This window comes from Bifidobacterium aerophilum, assembly GCF_010667685.1.
In the GTDB taxonomy this organism is placed as follows: Bacteria; Actinomycetota; Actinomycetes; order Actinomycetales; family Bifidobacteriaceae; genus Bifidobacterium; species Bifidobacterium aerophilum.
Genome location: NZ_WHZW01000020.1, coordinates 1 through 19,094, shown reverse-complemented (window position 1 = coordinate 19,094; position 19,094 = coordinate 1). Strand labels below are relative to the sequence as shown.

Sequence of the window (19,094 nt, the reverse complement as noted above, 5' to 3'; positions counted from 1 at the left end):
ACGATGACGATCATGAGCGAAGCAGCGACCCCAACCATCGGCCAGGAGTTCCGGCCACGACATATTCTGGTGACCGGCGGAGCCGGGTTCATCGGCGCGAATTTCGCGCACTGGATCGCACGTAACCGGCCGGACGTGCACGTCACGGTGATCGACGCGCTGACCTACGCCGGCAAACGCGAGAATCTCGACGGAATCCCTGAGGACCGGCTCACGTTCGTGCACGGCGACATCTGCGACGCGGTGCTGGTCGAATCACTGTTCTCGCGCGCCGGTTCGCGCTCGGGCGTCGCCCCGATCGACGCGATCGTCCATTTCGCCGCGGAATCGCATAACGACAATTCGATTCTTGACGCGGCGCCGTTCCTTCGCACGAACGTCGACGGCACGTACGTGCTGCTGGAGGCGGCGCGTCGCCACGGCATCCGGTTCCATCACATCAGCACCGACGAGGTCTACGGCGATCTCGAGCTCGGCGAGCCGCGCAAGTTCACCGAATCCAGCCCGTACAAGCCCTCCAGCCCGTATTCCGCATCGAAGGCGGCCAGCGACCATCTCGTGCGCGCCTGGCATCGCACGTACGGCGTGCGCGCGACGATCTCGAACTGCAGCAACAACTACGGCCCGTACCAGCATGTGGAAAAGTTCATTCCACGGCAGATCACGAACATTCTCGCCGGCATCCGGCCGAAACTGTACGGTCAGGGACTGGCCGTGCGCGACTGGATCAGCGTGGAGGACCATTGCAGCGCGATCTGGCTGATTCTCACGCGCGGCCGGATCGGCGAGACGTACCTGGTCGGCGCGGACGGCGAGTACAGCAACATCGACGTGCTGCGCATGATCCTCGCGCGTATGGGTCAGCCGGCCGACGCGTTCGACCATGTGAACGACAGGCCGGGTGGCGACAAGCGGTATGCGATCGACGCGACGAAGATCATGACCGAACTGGGCTGGCGGCCGCGGTATACGGATTTCGCCGAAGGCTTGGACGCGACGATCGCCTGGTACGCCGCGCACCGCGATTGGTGGGAGCCGGACAAGGCCGCCACCGAGGAGAAATACCGACTGCAGGGCCACTGACCAGCGTCCGGCAACGACAAAGGGCGGAGGCCAGCGGTACGACGGTACGTACCCGCTGGCCTCCGCCCTTTGTCGTTGCCGGACCACCGTCGGCATGCGGCCGCGGGGCAATCCGCCGGCAGACCTATTCGCCGAAATACCGCTGCCACCAGTCAGGCGAGACCATCCGTGAGAACTCCTTGCGGTATGCGGACTGGTACTTGCGCCATCCCAATGCCAGACGGCCGTACAGGACCGCGACCTTGGCCAGGCGAACCGCGGCGAGGAACGGGCGACGCCGCAGCAGCACTCCGGTTCCTTTGTCCTTGTTCACGAACACGGCGGAATCCATGTGTCCCATGACATGCCAGTGCTCGGTCGAGTCATGCGCCACCATGTCCAGCGAATCCAGCACATGCTGGATGTCGGCGGCGGAACCGTCCAGCGGCACGCTTGCCGCCAGACCGGATTTGGCGTCGTCCACCTTCCAGTAGGCCTTCTGCGGTTCCACGTAGCCGTCGATCACGTTGCGGGCGTTTCGGCGGGGCGGCGTGAGCTGATGGAGCATGGCCTGCATGCCGTCCGTCGCCTCGTCGGCGGCCTTGCGGTCCTTGACAAGCACCGTATCGGGCAGTTCGGCCAGCGGTTCCATGTGCGTGTCCGGCTGCGCCTCACGTGCCGCGCGGATCTGCGGCAGACGTGATTCGAGGATGTCCCCGATATGTTCCGCGCCCTGCAGCACGTCGGAGACCGCCATCTGGTGCAGCGTGACCGCCGAATAGCGCATCTTGATCGCCGCGGACATGGAGGCGCGCATCATCTCGCGGAACAGGCTGCCGCCCCATGGCAGCCGCGAATACAGCAGGCCCATGATGATCTTGTTGCGCACATGGAAGTACGCCTGCCAGTCGAGGATGTCGTCCTTGTCCACGAACGACTGGTGCCACAGGCACACGCCGGGCACGGTCACGGTACGGAATCCGGCCTGCTGGGCGCGCACGCCGTATTCGACGTCGTCGTTCTTGATGAAGAACGGGTATGCCAGGCCGATCCTGCGGATCGCCTCGACGGGGATCAGGCACATCCACCACGCGTTGTAGTCCGCGTCGGCACGTTTGTGCAGGTAGGTGGATTCAACGAACGGGCGGGCGGCGAGGTCGTCGAACTTCGGAGTGCCGTCCGCGACCTTCCAGAACACGCGCTTGCGGTCGAACACCTCCGCGAGCGCGCACAGCCGGGTCGGTTCGCTCAGGAACAGCATGTTGCCGCCGACCAGCGTGGGTTTGACGCAGTGGTCGGCGAAAGCGACGGCGCGGGAGATCGATTCGGGTTCGAGCACGGTGTCGTCGTCCAGCAGCAGCGCGTAGCCGCTGTCGCCGTGGCGTTCGACCTCGTACATGCCGCGCGCGAAGCCGCCGGAGCCGCCGATGTTGCCTTGGCGGATGACGCGCAGCTTGTCGCCGAGACGCGCCTTGGCTTCGGCGTACCCGTCCTGTTCGGTGACGAGCTTGGTGCCCTGGTCCACGACGTAGACGGCGTCGATGAGGCTCATGTCGGCCATGTTGGCGAGCAGGTTGAACTGTCGGACGCACCATTCGGGCTTGTTCATGGTGGTGATCGCCAGTGATGCGGTCAGGTTGCGCTTGGCCGGCGCGTCCGTGAGCCATGCGGCGTCGGACAGGGTGACCGACTGGCCGCCGGTCGCCTCGACGTCGAACCACAGCCATCCGCCTTCGGTCATGCCGTCGATCGGCACGGTGACTTCCACGGTCTGCGGGTCGGTTTGTGTAACGGTTTGCGGAGCGGCCGGCGTCGGCGCGGTCGGGAAGGACCCAGCCGCGGACACTGCCGCCGTGCTCACCACGGATACGTGCGCGCGGCTGTCCGAACGGTATACGGTGACCGTGGCATCGCCGCGCACCTGCATGCGCAGCGTGACCTCGCGCACGTCGGTCCACTGCGCCCAGTATGCGGCCGGGAACGCGTTGTAGTAGCTGCCGGTCGAGTAGACATGCCCGGCGGGGATTTCCAGCATGGTCCGGGAGACGATCCAGCCGTGGAGGGTTGCGTTGCCGACGGACGTCGTGTCCGCGGTCGTCGCGTCGTCGACGTCCGTCGCGTCGGACAGCGCACGCCCGCTGCCGTAGATCGGTGCCGCGGCCACGCGGAACGACTCGTCCAGCCCGACGTTCGACGACGGGAATACCACGCGCCAGATGGTGTGTTGTTCTGCCTGAGACATACGTAACATCCTAATTCATGGTATGAAATGCAGCCACATAGTTATGGGTAAGCACCGTTCTGCCGCTTGACGCGACGCACTACAAGCCCATGACAATACATCCGCCCAAAACCTTTGGTGCACAATGGTGTACTTTGGTGTATTTTCGTGTACTTCGGTATACATTCGTATAACTTGGTGCACATTCACGGCATCGGGGCATATTCGAGCGCGTTGCGGAAACCCGAAAGATGGCTTATACCGCTCACATGCACAAGTATGTTTTCCAGAAACGGACCGACATCCATTCCTCTCCGGCAGCGGCATACTCATGGCGCAATCGTTCGATGTTGCGCTGGTAGTACCTGAGATCACGTCGATATCGCTGCTGTATGGCCTGATACCTTGCGATGTCTTTGACCCGAATGACGCCGGTTCGGCTATGCGCATCCACCGCAATGATGTATTTCCGGCCCCTGATGGCGCCTGCCGGGTATACCCATCCTTCGGCCGGAATGACCGCGTAGCCGGCTCCCCCATCCCGGAGCAACCGCTGGTGGTTGTCCGTGAGATAGTCGTCCAGGCGCTGCGCACGGCTGCGCGGAACGTCGTTCATGATGGCCTGGGGATCCAGGCTGCTTGGGTCGAATCCGGGGATCAAGGCCTCGGCTTGTTTCACGACCTCATCAAGCGGGATCAGCTGTTCTTTGCGTCGGTTGGCCTGCATGAAGCACCGCTCGCCTACCGGCTGGCTCAGGAACGACGGTCCCTTGAAGAAATCCTCAAGTGCATCCAGGCACAGTTCCGCATTGGCATATCCGAATTTCTTGAGTTCCAGGCGGATCTCGTCGTAGATGTTCGCCATGAAATCGGATTTCGGGGCGAAACCGCTGACGCATTGCGCCACCAGCGTGTTGCGTGTCGTCTGGTAGCGTTCCACCGCCGCGTTGTATTTCACATGGAACGACACATGCCACACGCACAGTCCGTTCATCGTGATGATCCTAGGCCGGCATCGCAGCGCATATTCCGCATCGTCGGTACGGACGAACAATGGCAATGGCAACCCGTACCTGCGGATCTGCGAAGCGGGAATGCAGCAGTACCACCATCCGGCGTACAGCTGATCCTCCACGCCCCTGACTTTCGGCGAGCGCAACGGGTCGAACAGTTCGTTGGTCACGATGTTTTCGAACAGTGTCAGCCTCATCGGATCCTTGACAGGTGCGAAATGGCCGTCGGCCGTCATATACCCGACATCCTCGCACTGTTGGTCCGCCACGTCGTAGTCCAGCATGGCGCCGCTGACGAATGCGTCAGCGTATTCGTCTTTCACGATACGGAGCAATGCGTAGGTCCGGCGTATGCTTTCCGGGGATACCGCCACGTCGTCGTCCATGAGCAGCACATGCGTGGCGGGGATCTCGCGTTCGAGGGCCATGATCATGCCACGGGCGAATCCTCCCGATCCTCCCACGTTGTCGTTGGGGACCACCGTCACATGGCTATCGCTCAATGCCTCGGCATCCAGTGTACGGCCGTTGTCGATGACGAACAGGTGCGTATGCCGCCCGACTTCGTCCTGCGGATCGAAGATCGTCGAGCGAAGCAGCGATATGTTCCCCTCGATGTAGGGTTCCTTCCTGAACGTGGTCGTCGCGATCGCCAGTTCCACCGGATTGGGTTCGCCGTCGTAATCCGCCTCGTAATATCCGGAACGCAGCAGCACCGGCCCGTTCGTGCGGATCATGAATCCCAGGACGACGTCATCCGCGCGTTCGGACAGGTCGAGCTCGACATGCCGCCACTCATCGCCGGCGGCGACCGATACCGTCGTCCGTTCCAACGGTTCCGGATTCACCGAATACGCCCGGCCGACCGTCTGGATCACTTCGCAGGCGGAACCTCGCAACTCGAGATGCAGCCGGAATCCCGTGGCACGCGTATACCGTCGCAGCTTCTGCACGGAAAGCGCGTTGAAATACGTGGAGAAGTCGAAGATACCTGCCCCGTGCAGGCTCCACGCGCCGGCATCCTCATCGTAGATAACCGGCTTATCGGCCTTGCAGTACATGCCCGGGCAGCTCAACGCCCGAGTGTTCGTCTCCAGCACGATGTCAGCGAAGCGCATTGACGGCATCGCAACTTCTCCTTGTCCCCAAACCACTATGGATTCTTCGTAAAATGCTCTATTACTCAGCGGGCTTATCAATTTGTTTAATAGTCATTGCACGATCGCTTAGCAGAGCATAATCACGATTGCGATCATCACGAATTACAAATGTGCAGGCATTGTCATCAACAGCAACCGCTACCATATCCGTATTATTCGGGTCCACAGGCGTGGGAACACGTAGAGAGGTAAACAGTCGGAATTCTCCGTTATTAAATAAATTCAGAGGCAATTCAAAGTAAACGGTATGCCGACCGTGCTGTTCCATCTTAATTGTTTTTGCGCCGGTGTCATAAGTGATGCCACCGCGACGAATATCATGCATGGCGATGGCGAGATAAAAATCACCTGGCTCGTCGAACTGATATTCGACCCCAAATTGGAATGTATCGGAACTCTTGTAAATAGACTCTTTTAGAGGGAATGTTCTTAAAACCGGACAACGTTCATTCAATCCATTCGGATATTGTCTCTTGGCCTCTAACTGCGCCCGATTGTTCTCCTGCTCCTTCTTTTCGGCTTCCAAATTCGCCAACGTATAACGACTAGTCACGGTTTCCGTATCTCCTATAGCGACCACTTCACCGTCCTTGATCATCATGGCACGCGTACAGTATTTCTTCACGGAGTTCATATCATGAGTGACGAGAATAACGGTCTTTGTCGGATCCTTTCGGATCTCTGTAAAGAAATCATCACACTTACGTTGGAATGCTTCATCCCCCACGGCGAGCACTTCGTCCAAGACAAGAATATCGCCCTGCGCCTTGATCGCGACAGAGAATGCAAGACGAACCTGCATGCCGGATGAGTAGTTCTTGAGTTTCTGGTCCATGAATTCACCCAATTCTGCGAATTCGACGATGTCATCATACATGGCATCGACTTCTTCGTGGGTGAAGCCGAGCAACGCTCCATTGAGGTACACGTTTTCGCGGCCGGTCAGTTCCGGGTTGAAACCGACGCCAAGTTCGATGAACGGCACGAGTTTGCCGCTGACGTTGATGTGTCCGCTGTCCGGATAATAGATCTGCGAAATCAGCTTGAGCAACGTGGACTTACCGCCGCCGTTCCGGCCGACGATGCCGAAGAACTCGCCCTGATGGACTTCGAAGGAGATATCCTTGAGCACCTGCTGCTGCTTGTACCCCTTGATGCCTTTGACCCAGTTGATGCAGGCCTGTTTCAGTCCGGTCGCCTGTTCGGTCGGCAGCTTAAACGATTTGGAGACATGGCTGGCGGACAACACAACCGGGTTGCTCATGAAATCGATGGACTTCGCCGTCATCGTTTTATGTACTGACATCACATAACCTCCGCAAACTTACGACTATTGCGCCGAAACAGATAGACACCCAACCACAGGAAAGCAACAGCCAGCGCGAACGGAATCACCTTAACAGCAGGATTATGGTACTGGTTCCATATCGTCGGTTGGGTCTCCGGAGCAATGAAATTATGACGAATGTCCTGAATTGCCTGAGCAAAAGGATTCAGCAGCTCCAATCGAGCAAGTGTGGCATACAATCCGCCCCTATTCGTGACATAACTTAACGGATAGATGATCGGCATGCCATAGAACACCAACTGCTGCAGAACATCCCAGATATGAGCGATATCCCGAAAATATACATACATGGTTGCCATGATTAGCGTAATGCCCAAAGTCACCAAATAGAGCTCGATAATATTAAGCGGCAGCAGCAATACTCTCCACGTAAACTGCACACGTGCAAATAAAGCAAAGATCAATACCACACCAAGGTTGATGGCAAAACTGATCATGGCACCGACGGTGGCAGACACTACCACGATATAATTCGGAAAATGAATTTTACGTAGCAAGTCCCCTCGGTCGACAACCGATCGTAAACCAACATTCGTAGAATCCGTCACGAACTGCCACGAGCTGATACCCAACAGCAACACCACCGGATATGTCGGTGTGCCATCGGACATACGAAGAAACTTGCCGAACACCACATACATGACACAGAATGTCATAAGCGGTTTAAGCACCGACCATGCAACGCCAAGAAACGATCCTTGATATCGCAGACGGAAGTCGGTCTTTACCAAGCCCTGGAGCACGACCCAAGCGTAGTCATACCGGGCTTTGAACTTAGTCACGAGTTCTTGCATGATCCTTTATTCTACCAATGGACTACGCCGAATCACACCCTACCGTTATCCATCCAGTCGAAGCGGTACTATCCAACTATGCCTAAACTATCGATTATCGTACCAATCTACAATGTCGAGAACTTCCTTGACCAATGCCTCGAATCCATTCGCGTGCAGACGTTCAAGGATTGGGAATGCCTGATGTTCTCCGATGGAAGCAAGGACGGTTCCATCGACATCATGAAGCGTTTCGCCGCCGAGGATGACCGGTTCAAGGTCATCGAGAAGCAGAATGAAGGCTACGGCGCGACCTGCAACCGCGGGCTGGACATGGCGCAGGGCGAGTGGGTCTGCATCGTCGAGCCCGACGACTTCATCGATCCTCACATGTACGAGAACCTGCTGAGCGCGGCCCATTCCGACAAAGGCACGGTCGATATCGTCAAGGGTTCCTACTGGCTGTACTATGACGCGCAGCCGCCGTATACGGAAGCCTTGCAAAACTCGAACCTGTCGGCGTTCATGCCGGCGCGCCAGACAGATTTCACGCTCGAGGAGTTCACCGCACCCTTCTATCATCATCCGTCCATTTGGTCCGCCGTATACCGCCGTGATTTCCTGAACGGAGACAACAAGGCATCGCGCAAGATCAGGTTCAAGCCCATTCCCGGCGCAGGCTGGACCGACAATCCGTTCTTCGCCGAGACCATGGTCCTTGCCGACCGCATCGTCTGGACACCGGGACGTTACTACTACTATCGACAGACCAACCCAGGCGCGTCCACCTTCCTCAAGGATTTCCACCTGCCGTTCGATCGTCTGCGCGACATGCGCGAGTTCCTCGAATCGCAGCATGTCTCCAAGGACATCATGCGCGCGTTCTATTCGCGCGAGTTCGACTACGTGACGTCGGTGATCGGCGAATTCGGATACGACGACAAGAATCCCGAGATCCGCAAGCTGATCCGAGAGGTCTTCGAATCGATGGACCGCGACGAGGTGTTCCTGATGCCGGGGCTGCGTCCGGAATTCCTCGACTATTACATGGATTTCATGGGCGAATCCTACGACGTCAAGGAGCACCCCGCCGAAACGAATCCGGATCTGTCCATCGTGTTACTCACCAAGGACGCGCATTCATGGATCGTCGACACGCTGGAGACCTACGCCGCCTTCAATCATCTGTCGTGTGAGTTCATCCTCATCGACGAAGGCTCCCAGGACAGCACGATGAACATCGCCGACGCGTTCGCCCGGAAAGACAAGCGGTTCATCGTCAAGATGAACGCCGCGCGCTCTTCCGGAACCGGCAGCGGAGAGCACATCACGCTGGCCGAGCAGATGCGTCAGGCCATCGATAACGCTCACGGCACATATACCGTGTTCATTCCTTCCAATTTCACGGTCGGAGAGAAATTGCTCAACGCCTGCGTTATCGGCGCGCAGAAGACCCACGCCGATGTCGTGTTGCCCGATGCCGGAAACGTCCATTGCGATTATCTGCTGCGGAAGATGAGGGAACTTCATCTTCCGGTACCGGATGAGTCTTCGAAATCTCCGGATGCGCTGCGCGGGCCGATCTACGGGCCTTTCTCATCCTCGGATATTCCGGAACTGGCGTTTGCCTCGAATCTGGACTACGGCTGGATGCGGTTGTACCGCACCGAATTCCTCAAGAAGAATCACATCGGCGCCAGCGATGCCGACGTCGCGACTTCACTGTACGGACTCGGCGGAGAGGCGATGATCGCCGCGGATTCCATCGCATTCCTTGATCTCAAGAACGACTGGGATATTCAGGACCGCCAGCGCCAGCAGGTGGGTTCCGCGTTCTGGCTGTCCTTGGTCAAGGTCATTCCGTATACCAGCGAGCCGGAAACCGTGCTTCCGGCCGTTCTGGAATTCGGCGAACAACTGCGCGAACGACAGCTGTTCGACACGTATGAGCAGGGCTATCTCAATGCCGTGCTCAGCGCGTTCATGCGTGATCTGCGTTCGCGGTTCACGCCGGAAGGCATTGATTCCTATATAAGCGACTACTCCGACCGGGTAAGCAAGATGTTGGATATCGCGCATCGCGGCGCTCTGTATTTCTATGATACGGATGCCTTCAACGATTTCCAGAAGATCACGTTATCCGGAAACCTGAACCGCTGGCTTGAGGAACGTACGCTCCGCGACGAGGACATCATCTTCATGCAGGATAAGACCATCCGCGATTTGGAGGCATCCACTCGCCTGCGGATAGGTACCTACGCAGTAGATGCCATCAAGCGCTTGTCCCCGGCACGACTCATCGCCCAGGCACAGGCCAAGGCGAGACTGAACAAGCGTAGATAAGATTAATAATGGCGTACAGATCTGCTATCTGTACGCCATTTTAATTTAAATCAATTGAAAATCGAAAAAGATTTCATAACATAAATATAAAATTCCGGATTGGAATCAATAAGACTATTATATCTTCCAGACATAAATAAGGACCATATCGAAAAAATAAGTGACCAGACAACAAAAATTACACAGATGTAATCAATATATTTATTGTGTATTATTTTACGTAAAATAATAAATGCAAGAATGCCTGATATGCCAATCAAATATCCAAAATCACATAAATACCTCTGTGTAAACGCAGCAGCCGTCACATCAATGTACAGAGGAGCGAAAGAGGCCAAAAAACTTACAACGGTAAAACCAAGTAAATTAAAGGGAATATTTTTATAACGTTCTCTGATTTCTGATGATATAAGAGCTATAGCGAACAGACCAATAGGACACCAGAAGAAAAATCCTCCCAAAGTAGGTTCGAGATTATAAAAACCTTGATAATCTCCTGCATGCTCGGAAGAAGTCGCAACAGCTTTCAAGAATGGAAAACGATCCGTGGAAGACGGAGGAGAAAAGAACCCCTGCCTGAGCGCATACGGAATTTTAGAAAGGCCATCACTCTGAAGATTCATATCTGTAGCAGTCAATTGATAAGTGGCGCCAAAATCCGTGATCTTTCCAAAACGTATATAATTCCAAACAAAAAAGGGCGCCATAGTTATTAGCGAAAGACCAGCAGCCGCAACAAGGTTAAGGCACGAACTAATAAATTTGTTTCGGATATTTAAGAAAAGACTATGTATAATAAAAGGGACAAATAATATGATAATGCAAAACTGAGGTCTACAACCAAGAATAAGTCCCAAAGACAAGCAGCCAAAAATAGCATATAACCATCGTTTGCCTATGGTTAAGGCCATAGATGACTTCAACCATAGGCACAGAGTGATTAATGCTAGAACCAGTCCCATAATAATTGGCACAGAATAAGTAGTTGCAAAAAAAGTTAGATAGAAAGCAGGCTGAATAGCTAGGACTAATCCATATGAGCATATTATTTGAATTACTACTGGCGTATTCTCACTCCAGCGCTCAAAAATAAGATAAACAACTCTAATAGCTAGAAGTACCATAAAGATTGCAAGCAATAGAACAACTTTCCACGGCGAAAGATCATTCCCTGTAATTAGAAAATACGGCAAGAAGAACATAATGCATGGAAGTATGCCAAAATAAGAGTAATATCGTCCATTATAAAAGGCATAATCAAAAAGAAAAGACTCCCCACTTCCCTTATGAGCGAGAGCTCTTGCACGATTATCATACGGATTACTTAAATTATTGAGCGCATCGGAAACAGGAAAATCAATCCAAGAATGCCCACGAGCAAGAGATCTGGCCATACTTTGGTACTCAAAATCGGCTTGCCAACCACTCATTCTAAGATATAGCCAAGGCTTAGCAATTAAAACAGTACCGACAATAATCAAAACAGCAATAAAGCTACTTGCAAACCATAAAATAATTGAAGCCTTCTTGCAATATTCCTTAAAAATAATTGCCGTTACTTCTTTCCTATACACAAGGAGAAAGGAAATAAATAAATATGCAAAAAGTCTCAAAAAACTAAGATGAAATGGTATTCGTACATTCACATTCGGCAATGAAGAAAAAGAAAACTCTGTGCCTACTGGCTCGTTGATTTTTAAAGTTACATTATGCGTTATACCCGACAAATGCAAAATATCCCAGTGCGACGAAAGAACCTTAGGATGCACCAAAATCTCAGGGAGCGACATATCAAAAGTATGTGCGGCATCATCAACTTTGATAGATAAATGTAACGCAACATCTTCACGGTTCGCACTCTCCGCATGAGGAATCGGTATCGACTCCGTTCTAAAGCTTTTAAATCGCTCAACAGATTTCAGCGGTATATGAACATTACCTACTACGCTATCAATATTCGATATTTTTATATAAGCATTTTCTGGATCGGATATAGAATAAGTATATTTACTCTTCGCTTTTAAACCCTTTCCTATAACGACATTGCTACTATTTACAGAATTTAACCTCGAAGAAGTAAAATAGTTAATATTGAAAATAAAAATTTCAATCAGGCAGCAACAAAGAACAGCCAGCAACAAGTGTTTAGCGCGAACAGATTGCAATTATCCTTCTCCTTTTTTTTCAATGCAAAATATATATAAATCCCACAAGCATTTAGAATCAAACTATTATATATAGTACACCAAAGAATTTCAAACAGTCATCCTCGAGTATCATATGTTCTCACTCATCTATTGCTTTAACAATAAATGGGAATATAGAACTAAATTCACTTTACAAATTATCATGGAATGCGATAGTATATCATCGCAAGAACAAGAACCAGGATGATACATTCCACCATGTATCAACATCAATATTCATAGATGGATATAAATTACTAGCATTTACCATAAACTGCTTGAGGAAGGTCATCAGCCCAGACAATAGCAAACCCACAACAATAAATCCGAAAACCAATCCACGAATAATGCTATGGTATTTGACTGTCTCATTATGAGCTAGTCCGCTACCTATATTCACCTGATCATCGATAGTAAATATTAGCAACATCATGGCAATGATGATCAGCCAACTAAAATCAATCGAATACCGAAAATCGACACCATTGGCATGGGCGCCAAACATATAAATAACTACGACTAACGCTATCAACCATCTAAATAGTACTAAAGTCCGATCCTTCCGAAGGTTTTCGCGCCACAAAGCAACAGCAAAAACAATCAAAGCAAAAGGTGCCATTGCCAGAAAATATCCACCAACATCATAGTGGCACGAACGAAAAGTTACTTGAGGCCACAGCACTTCATTGACAAAGGGGAACCTACCGGAAAGATTCGGCGGCTGGAAGAAATAATAAAAGATAAAAGATATATATCGATTGATCGTAACGGGGTTATGAGTCATGTCATAACTCGTCAAATTATAGTTTGCACCAAAATCAGTAATCTTGCCGAATCGCGCCTTGTTATACAAGAACTGAGCAGCAATGACTATAAGGTACGGGATGACAGACGATGCCCAGACAGTTATTTCGCGTCGCAATATACCGATATCATGCAGCCCCTCCTGCCACAGACGCTTGATATCTTCCCAGAACAGAGGAAGCGCCAACACAGACGCTAAGATCACCTGAGGACGACAAGCTACGGTTAAAGCCAAGCATAACGATCCTGCGGCAAGCCAGATAATGTTTAGATCGCGCATCTTGGCTTCCAGCCAACACGCTACTCCCATCATTGCAAAGGCAACGGCACACACCTGTGGGATAGGATAAAACAATCCATACGGCAAAACCATGGCTATTCCCGTACCAAGGAACATGGCAACGCATCCCAACATCACGGCGCCAAGGCTCAGCTTCTTGCCACGACGTGACAAGAAGCGAGCGATTTGCAAAACCAAGATTGCGCCGGCAACAGTAGCCAGCACGTCACAGATCATGAGAGCCGAACTAGTTGCCAGAGGATATCCTGTCAGCAAAAGTTTCGGTACATAAAACAACAAAACCGGCAATACGCCGAAATAGCTGTAATACTTTCCGTCTTTAAATGCGACATCAAAATACACTGGCGTATTAGGATTATCGGAAGCAACTTGAATCCTAGACGGCACATCATAAGGGTTGGACATAGCAGCCAACGCATCGTTGACTGGATAATCCAAATTCACCCGACCGTGAATAATGGAATCCGCCAACATCTGATACTGATCAGTCGCCCAAAGCGAGTGAAAATACGACCAATACTGAAATTGAGCAGATGCACGTTCGGGCGCCGAGGTAAGCATAACCAAACCAACAGCTACAAAGCATTCCACAGCAACAAGCACCGTTACCGGAATTGCGCACTTAATCGATCTAAGACGGAAAGTCTTCCGATACAATGCAGATCCCGGTCGGAACAACAGAGCCAATGATGCCAGTAGCAACTCGATAGTCAAACGCAAAAAACTGAAACGAAAGGGAATTCGCGGGTTGGCGGTGATATCGCTATGCGGGATCAGAGCCCCCTCCGACGTGATATATCGTATCTTGACTTTCGTTGCCCCGTCGTTTACCAACGAATACCTTGACCATAAGGAATCCGGCGAATAACCTTGAATAGCATCACCGTCATACCATCCGCCATCGGTCGGCTTCATAGTCGAATAACGCCATACCAAAGAAATAGATTGCCTCTGATCCTGCGGAACGGAATCATCATAGCTATATAGATGCTCAGCATCAGATGGATTGACATATAGATACCGAATCTTCGAATCGCTTGAGATAACTCTCCAAGCTTCATCCGGATCGGTAACTTTCATCATGCCATCATCTTGTATAGTCAGCCCGGAGCCTACCTCTACTTCATCAGTCTGCTCCGGGTGGGCATGGATGGTCTGCCAATGCGGCAAATTAAAGAGAAACAACTCAAGAAAAACAATGACTGCTACCGCGATGATATATGGCTTCGCTCTTCGAATGCTGGCGATAGTCATTTGCCTGCGATCTTGAGAATCAAGGTTTTTCTTTATCATTTTTTACCGTCCGCAATCATTCAATACCAAGGCTTCCGTATTCCGCCCGATTAAAGAATCGTGTGCAGCTCGTTCTCCTCGTCGTCCGCCCACAGCTTGCGCGCGGCGGGGCTGTATTCGATCTCCTTGGTGCGTTCAAGCTGGTCCTCGACGAGACGGCGATGGATACGCAGCAGTTCGGAGATGATGAGCAGCGACAGCGACAGCACCATCCAGGTGAAGAACATCACGCCGACCAGCAGGGACTGCATGTGGCCGCGACCGGCGCCGGCGAAGAAGAACGTCAGATACCGCACGAACACACCCAGAGCGAGGACGGCGGAGATGATGGACGACCACTTGAACACCGAATGCGCGCGGAACATGAGGAAGCTGCGGATGATCGCGCCCGCGGACTTGCCCATGTGTTCGAAGATGTTGTGGAACAGGCGCGAATTACGCGTCTTCTTGTTCGTGGTGATCGGCACGGAAGTGATGGCGATGCGCTTGTTGCCGGCCTGGATGATCGTCTCCATGCAGTAGCTGAACTCGGTGACGATGTTGAGCTGCAACAGCGCCTTCTTGGAGTATGCGCGGAAACCGCTCGCCGCGTCCGGGATGTGCGTGCCGGCGGCCTTGTTCACCACCCACGATCCGAAGCTCTGCATGCGCTTCTTGAACCAGCTGAACTCCTTGATCGTGGAAGTCTGGCGGTCACCGACGACGATGTCGGCTTTGCCTTCGAGGATCGGCTGCACAAGGTCGCCGATCTTATCGGACGGATACTGGTTGTCGCCGTCCGTGTTGACGACGATGTCGGCGCCGTGCTTGAGCGCGTAGTCGACGCCGTCGCGGAACGCGCGGGCCAGTCCCATGGTGCCGGTGTGCTTGACCACATGCTTGATGCCGAGGCTCTTCGCCACTTCGACGGTACGATCGGTGCAGCCGTCGTCGATGATCATGACTTCAATCTCGTCGATGCCCGGAATGGACTTGGGCATCTTCTCCATGACCATCGGGAGGGTCTGCTCTTCGTTGAGGCAAGGGATCTGGATGAACAACCGCATGACGAAATCTTTCTATAGTCCTCAAGTATGATTAAACGTACTGATTATATAGAAAGAGTCTTGACAGATCGACATCACGGACTTAGTGTCGCCAGCCCGACAATCCCCTACTTTCCACCCTTCATGGCCTTCAGCTGGTCGATGCTGACGACCCGTGCCACGAACAGCACCCCGATATAGGCGAAATACACCACCGCGTAAATCAATGCAAGCAGGAAGAAATTCTGCACGGAAACCACACGTCCGATCAGGAACAACACCACCCAGATCACCACATTGATGCTGATCACGGCCCACGTCTTCGGCGTCATCACGTCCATCATGCGCCGCCGCACCTCGATATACGACAGCGTCATCGTAATGAACGTACAGACCATGCTGGCCGCCGCGATCGCGGTGATGCCGCCGTACCGGGCGCTCACCACGAAGATCGGGATGACCAGCACCAAGGACACGATCGACAGCATGTCCGAGAAATGCGTGTCCTTCTCCGCGTTGAGCACCATGTTGAACACCACGGTCATGCCCATGAAGAAACTCGAGAACGCCAGGCACGACAAGGCCGGGGCCGCGACGGTGAATTCGGGCTTGTAGAACGTGGTCAGCAGGTCGCGGCTCGTGGCCGAGATCACCACGGCCATCGGGAAGATGAACCCGAACGCGACCAGCACGAGCGACTGCGCCTTCTGCCCGGCCTGCCGGAGATCACCCTTGGCCACCAGTCCGGACACCACCGGCAGGATGATGACCGCGAACGCCTGCAGCAGATAGTACGTGGTCTTGCCGAAGTTCATCGCACCGGTATAGTAGCCGGCCATCGATGCGGGACTGACCACGGACTTGACGACGAGCGTATCGGCGCTGAGCACCAGCGAGGCCATGATGAAGAAGAACGAGAACGACAGCACGCCGTGTGCCACTTCGCCCAGCCGAATGCGTTCGGTGCCGGTCCGTTTGAGCTGCGGCCACACCGGTGCCAGCAGCGCGAGTCCTAGCACGATGGTGATGACCATGGCCGAGAAATAGCCGACCTCCACGCCCATGACCGGATCATGCGGGAAGACGAACATGATGAGCGGGATCACACCCAGCTTGACGATCGGGTAGAACGTGGACAGGAACGCGCTGTACTGGAAACGCTGCAGACCATCGTTGATGCCGAGCATCATCACATACAGGCCGTTGGAGATCGGCAGGAACGCTGCGAGCTTGAAGTAGAAGTCGAGCGAATCGTCGTTGAACACCGTGCCGAACAGGGGGGCGCCAAAGAAGTTGATCGCGAAGAACAGCGCGACGATGCCGGCCTGCACCGCCAAGGTCTTGACGATCACGTCGCCCACGTTGTATTTGCCGGAGGAGATGTTGCGCGACAGCGACTGGCGTGCGCCGTTGCTGGTGAACATGTATTCGAAGTCCAGCACGGTGATGATCGTGCCGACCACGCCGTACGCGGCGGCCGACGTGTGGCCGCCGAGATAGTAGTGGATCAGGTATCCACTTACGAAGAACACCAGGTTGCTGATGATGTTCAGGATCAGGCCTTTGCGCATGGCATCGCTTTCTCGTCGAGCCACATCCCGATTCGCGCACGCCCCGCGCGCATGAGACAGGCATCCGTATTCCAGCTTGAACACAGTAAAGCAGTTGCGCAATACACCGATTGCGCAACTGCTTTACGGATAGGATTTGCAGCGATTCAGTCCCTGCGGAACAGATCGCGGGTGAAGACCTTGTCGGAGGCGTCCTTCAGCTCGGGGTTCCAACGGTTGGCGACGATCACGTCGGCGCGGTCGCAGAACGACGCGAGATCATGCGTCACTTCGCTGCCGTAGAAGTCGGACTTGTCGAGCGTCGGCTCGTAGACGAGCACGGTGATGCCGTTGGCCTTGAGCCGCTTCATCACGCCCTGGATAGCGGACTGGCGGAAGTTGTCGGAGCCGGACTTCATGGTGAGGCGGTAGATGCCGACCACCGGCTTGTCGATGCCCTTGACGCGTTCCTCGATCTCGGATGCGATGAAGTCCTTGCGGGTACGGTTCGCCTCGACGATGGCGGAGATCAGGTTCTGCGGCACGTCGCGGTAGTTCGCGAGCAGCTGCTTGGTGTCCTTCGGCAGGCAGTAGCCGCCGTAGCCGAAGCTCGGGTTGTTGTAGTCGTCGCGGATGCGCGGGTCGAGGCACACGCCCTTGATGATCTCGCTGGTGTTCAGGCCACGGCTTTCGGCGTAGGTGTCGAGCTCGTTGAAGTAGGCGACGCGCAATGCCAGATACGTGTTGGAGAACAGCTTGATGGCCTCGGCTTCGGTCGGACCGACCACGATCTCGGGGATGCCGGTCGTACCGTCGACGTTCGTGCGGGTCAGTTCCGCCGGGTCGGCGCCGTGCGCGAGCAGCTGGACAAACATCTTCGCGGCCTCGACGGCCTCGACGTCATCCTGCGGGGCGCCGGCCACGATACGCGACGGGTGCAGGTTGTCGTAGAGCGCATGGCCTTCGCGCAGGAACTCCGGGGAAAACAGGATGCGCGCATCGTTGAACCGCTCGCGCACCTGCATGGTGTAGCCGACCGGGATCGTGGACTTGATGACAATCCATGCGGTCGGGTTCACCTTGCGAATGGCCTCGATCGCCGCCTCGACGCTGGATGTGTCGAAGTAGTTCTTCTCGGAATCGTAGTTGGTCGGCGTGGCGACGACCGCATAGTCGGCGCCGGAGTACGCCTGGGCCGGGTCCAGCGTGGCAGTGAAGTCCAGCGGGCGGCTGCCGTCCTTGTTCCCGTTCAGGAACGCCGTGATCTCCTTATCCACGATCGGGCTGCGTCCGTCGTTGAGCATTTCGACCTTCTCGGGAATGATGTCCAGCGCATGCACTTCGTTGTGCTGGGCCAACAGCATGGCGAGGGACAGGCCAACGTAGCCGGTGCCGGCAACTGCAATCTTCATAGAGAACCTACCTTCCGTATCGACTCATTATTACCAGAAGACCGATACATGACAGTCAACCAATCCTCTTGATCATAAAATCCTTCACCCTACGGAATCCAATCCCAGATAGAAATGCATAAATGGGGAAAAACTGAATCAGATAACGTGAATGACCGGATTCAAATATGAGGAGAAACATAATCGAACCCAACAAAGCGATGCCCAATAATATCGGTGCCCGGTAATGGTCAAGAGACTCGCGAGCACGCATTAGAGAGTCAGTCCTGTAGGATCTTGCTTCAAAAAGAACGCATATCCCCATGCCGAAAACTAGCATAATGAAAACGGCCTGCTGAAGTTGAGCAAGAGTGATATTTTCAGTTGATTGGGAAGTGTATATTCCGGCTATTTTCTTGCCGATACGAGAATTCTGGAATCTCACCAATGAAGGGTTATTAAATTCTCTCGGATGAAATATATTAGTATATCGTTTCATACCGAAGGATCCGTCAGAAGAAAAATTTCTAAACTTGGTTAACAGCCAATTAGGGTGTGTTTACTCTATGGTGCTTTGGTGACATGATGGTGGTATGTGTACGCCGAGGTATGACATCACGAGGG

The 19,094-nt window shown here is 53.6% G+C and carries 11 protein-coding genes; 2 read left to right on the top strand and 9 right to left on the bottom strand.

Annotation, left to right across the window (positions count from 1 at the left end):
- Positions 1–12: 12 nt before the first annotated feature.
- Positions 13–1,083: a dTDP-glucose 4,6-dehydratase gene (gene rfbB, locus GFD25_RS09460; protein WP_204314860.1), complete on the top strand. Its 1,071-nt coding sequence runs from the start codon at positions 13–15 to the stop codon at positions 1,081–1,083.
- Between the two features lie 124 nt (positions 1,084–1,207).
- Here the strand turns inward: rfbB and GFD25_RS09455 are convergent, their stop codons facing one another.
- The 4 genes from GFD25_RS09455 to GFD25_RS09440 form a co-directional block, all read right to left on the bottom strand.
- The gene (locus GFD25_RS09455) at positions 1,208–3,304 is read right to left on the bottom strand and encodes a glycosyltransferase (RefSeq protein ID WP_163232214.1); all 2,097 of its coding nucleotides are present in this window, start codon (positions 3,302–3,304) and stop codon (positions 1,208–1,210) included.
- A 244-nt stretch (positions 3,305–3,548) separates the two neighbouring features.
- Entirely contained in the window at positions 3,549–5,423 is a 1,875-nt protein-coding gene (locus tag GFD25_RS09450; RefSeq protein ID WP_163232212.1) for a glycosyltransferase, read from the bottom strand.
- 52 nt (positions 5,424–5,475) lie between these two features.
- A complete protein-coding gene (locus GFD25_RS09445) occupies positions 5,476–6,762 on the bottom strand; it encodes an ABC transporter ATP-binding protein (protein WP_204314859.1) in 1,287 nt (428 codons plus the stop codon).
- Positions 6,762–7,598, bottom strand: coding sequence for an ABC transporter permease (locus GFD25_RS09440; protein ID WP_163232210.1), 837 nt, complete (start codon positions 7,596–7,598; stop codon positions 6,762–6,764). The genes GFD25_RS09445 and GFD25_RS09440 overlap by 1 nt, the downstream gene beginning before the upstream one ends.
- Here GFD25_RS09440 and GFD25_RS09435 point away from each other — a divergent pair.
- Positions 7,503–9,920, top strand: a complete 2,418-nt coding sequence (locus GFD25_RS09435) for a glycosyltransferase (protein WP_239512525.1) — start codon at positions 7,503–7,505, stop codon at positions 9,918–9,920. The genes GFD25_RS09440 and GFD25_RS09435 overlap by 96 nt on opposite strands.
- Before the next feature lie 50 nt (positions 9,921–9,970).
- Here GFD25_RS09435 and GFD25_RS09430 read toward each other — a convergent pair whose 3' ends face one another.
- The 5 genes from GFD25_RS09430 to GFD25_RS09410 all read right to left on the bottom strand — a co-directional run bounded on the left by GFD25_RS09430 (position 9,971) and on the right by GFD25_RS09410 (position 18,491).
- Positions 9,971–12,085, bottom strand: a complete 2,115-nt coding sequence (locus GFD25_RS09430) for a hypothetical protein (protein ID WP_163232208.1) — start codon at positions 12,083–12,085, stop codon at positions 9,971–9,973.
- A gap of 202 nt (positions 12,086–12,287) precedes the next feature.
- Positions 12,288–14,465: a hypothetical protein gene (locus GFD25_RS09425; protein WP_163232206.1), complete on the bottom strand. Its 2,178-nt coding sequence runs from the start codon at positions 14,463–14,465 to the stop codon at positions 12,288–12,290.
- Positions 14,466–14,554: 89 nt separating this feature from the next.
- Positions 14,555–15,550: a glycosyltransferase family 2 protein gene (locus GFD25_RS09420; protein ID WP_163232204.1), complete on the bottom strand. Its 996-nt coding sequence runs from the start codon at positions 15,548–15,550 to the stop codon at positions 14,555–14,557.
- Positions 15,551–15,657: 107 nt separating this feature from the next.
- Positions 15,658–17,100 carry a lipopolysaccharide biosynthesis protein gene (locus tag GFD25_RS09415; protein ID WP_163232202.1) on the bottom strand — a complete coding sequence of 481 codons (1,443 nt, stop codon included), beginning with the start codon at positions 17,098–17,100 and terminating at the stop codon, positions 15,658–15,660.
- A gap of 146 nt (positions 17,101–17,246) precedes the next feature.
- Positions 17,247–18,491 (bottom strand): nucleotide sugar dehydrogenase, encoded by a 1,245-nt coding sequence (locus GFD25_RS09410; RefSeq protein WP_163232200.1) that lies wholly within the window; start codon positions 18,489–18,491, stop codon positions 17,247–17,249.
- Between the last annotated feature and the right edge of the window lie 603 nt (positions 18,492–19,094).

Coding starts and splice junctions, on each gene's coding strand:
- GFD25_RS09450 (WP_163232212.1), bottom strand. CDS start 5,423: ATGCCGTCAATGCGCTTCGCTGACATCGTGCTGGAGACGAACACTCGG.
- GFD25_RS09420 (WP_163232204.1), bottom strand. CDS start 15,550: ATGCGGTTGTTCATCCAGATCCCTTGCCTCAACGAAGAGCAGACCCTC.
- GFD25_RS09410 (WP_163232200.1), bottom strand. CDS start 18,491: ATGAAGATTGCAGTTGCCGGCACCGGCTACGTTGGCCTGTCCCTCGCC.
- GFD25_RS09440 (WP_163232210.1), bottom strand. CDS start 7,598: ATGCAAGAACTCGTGACTAAGTTCAAAGCCCGGTATGACTACGCTTGG.
- GFD25_RS09425 (WP_163232206.1), bottom strand. CDS start 14,465: ATGACTATCGCCAGCATTCGAAGAGCGAAGCCATATATCATCGCGGTA.
- GFD25_RS09415 (WP_163232202.1), bottom strand. CDS start 17,100: ATGCGCAAAGGCCTGATCCTGAACATCATCAGCAACCTGGTGTTCTTC.
- GFD25_RS09445 (WP_204314859.1), bottom strand. CDS start 6,762: ATGTCAGTACATAAAACGATGACGGCGAAGTCCATCGATTTCATGAGC.
- rfbB (WP_204314860.1), top strand. CDS start 13: ATGAGCGAAGCAGCGACCCCAACCATCGGCCAGGAGTTCCGGCCACGA.
- GFD25_RS09455 (WP_163232214.1), bottom strand. CDS start 3,304: ATGTCTCAGGCAGAACAACACACCATCTGGCGCGTGGTATTCCCGTCG.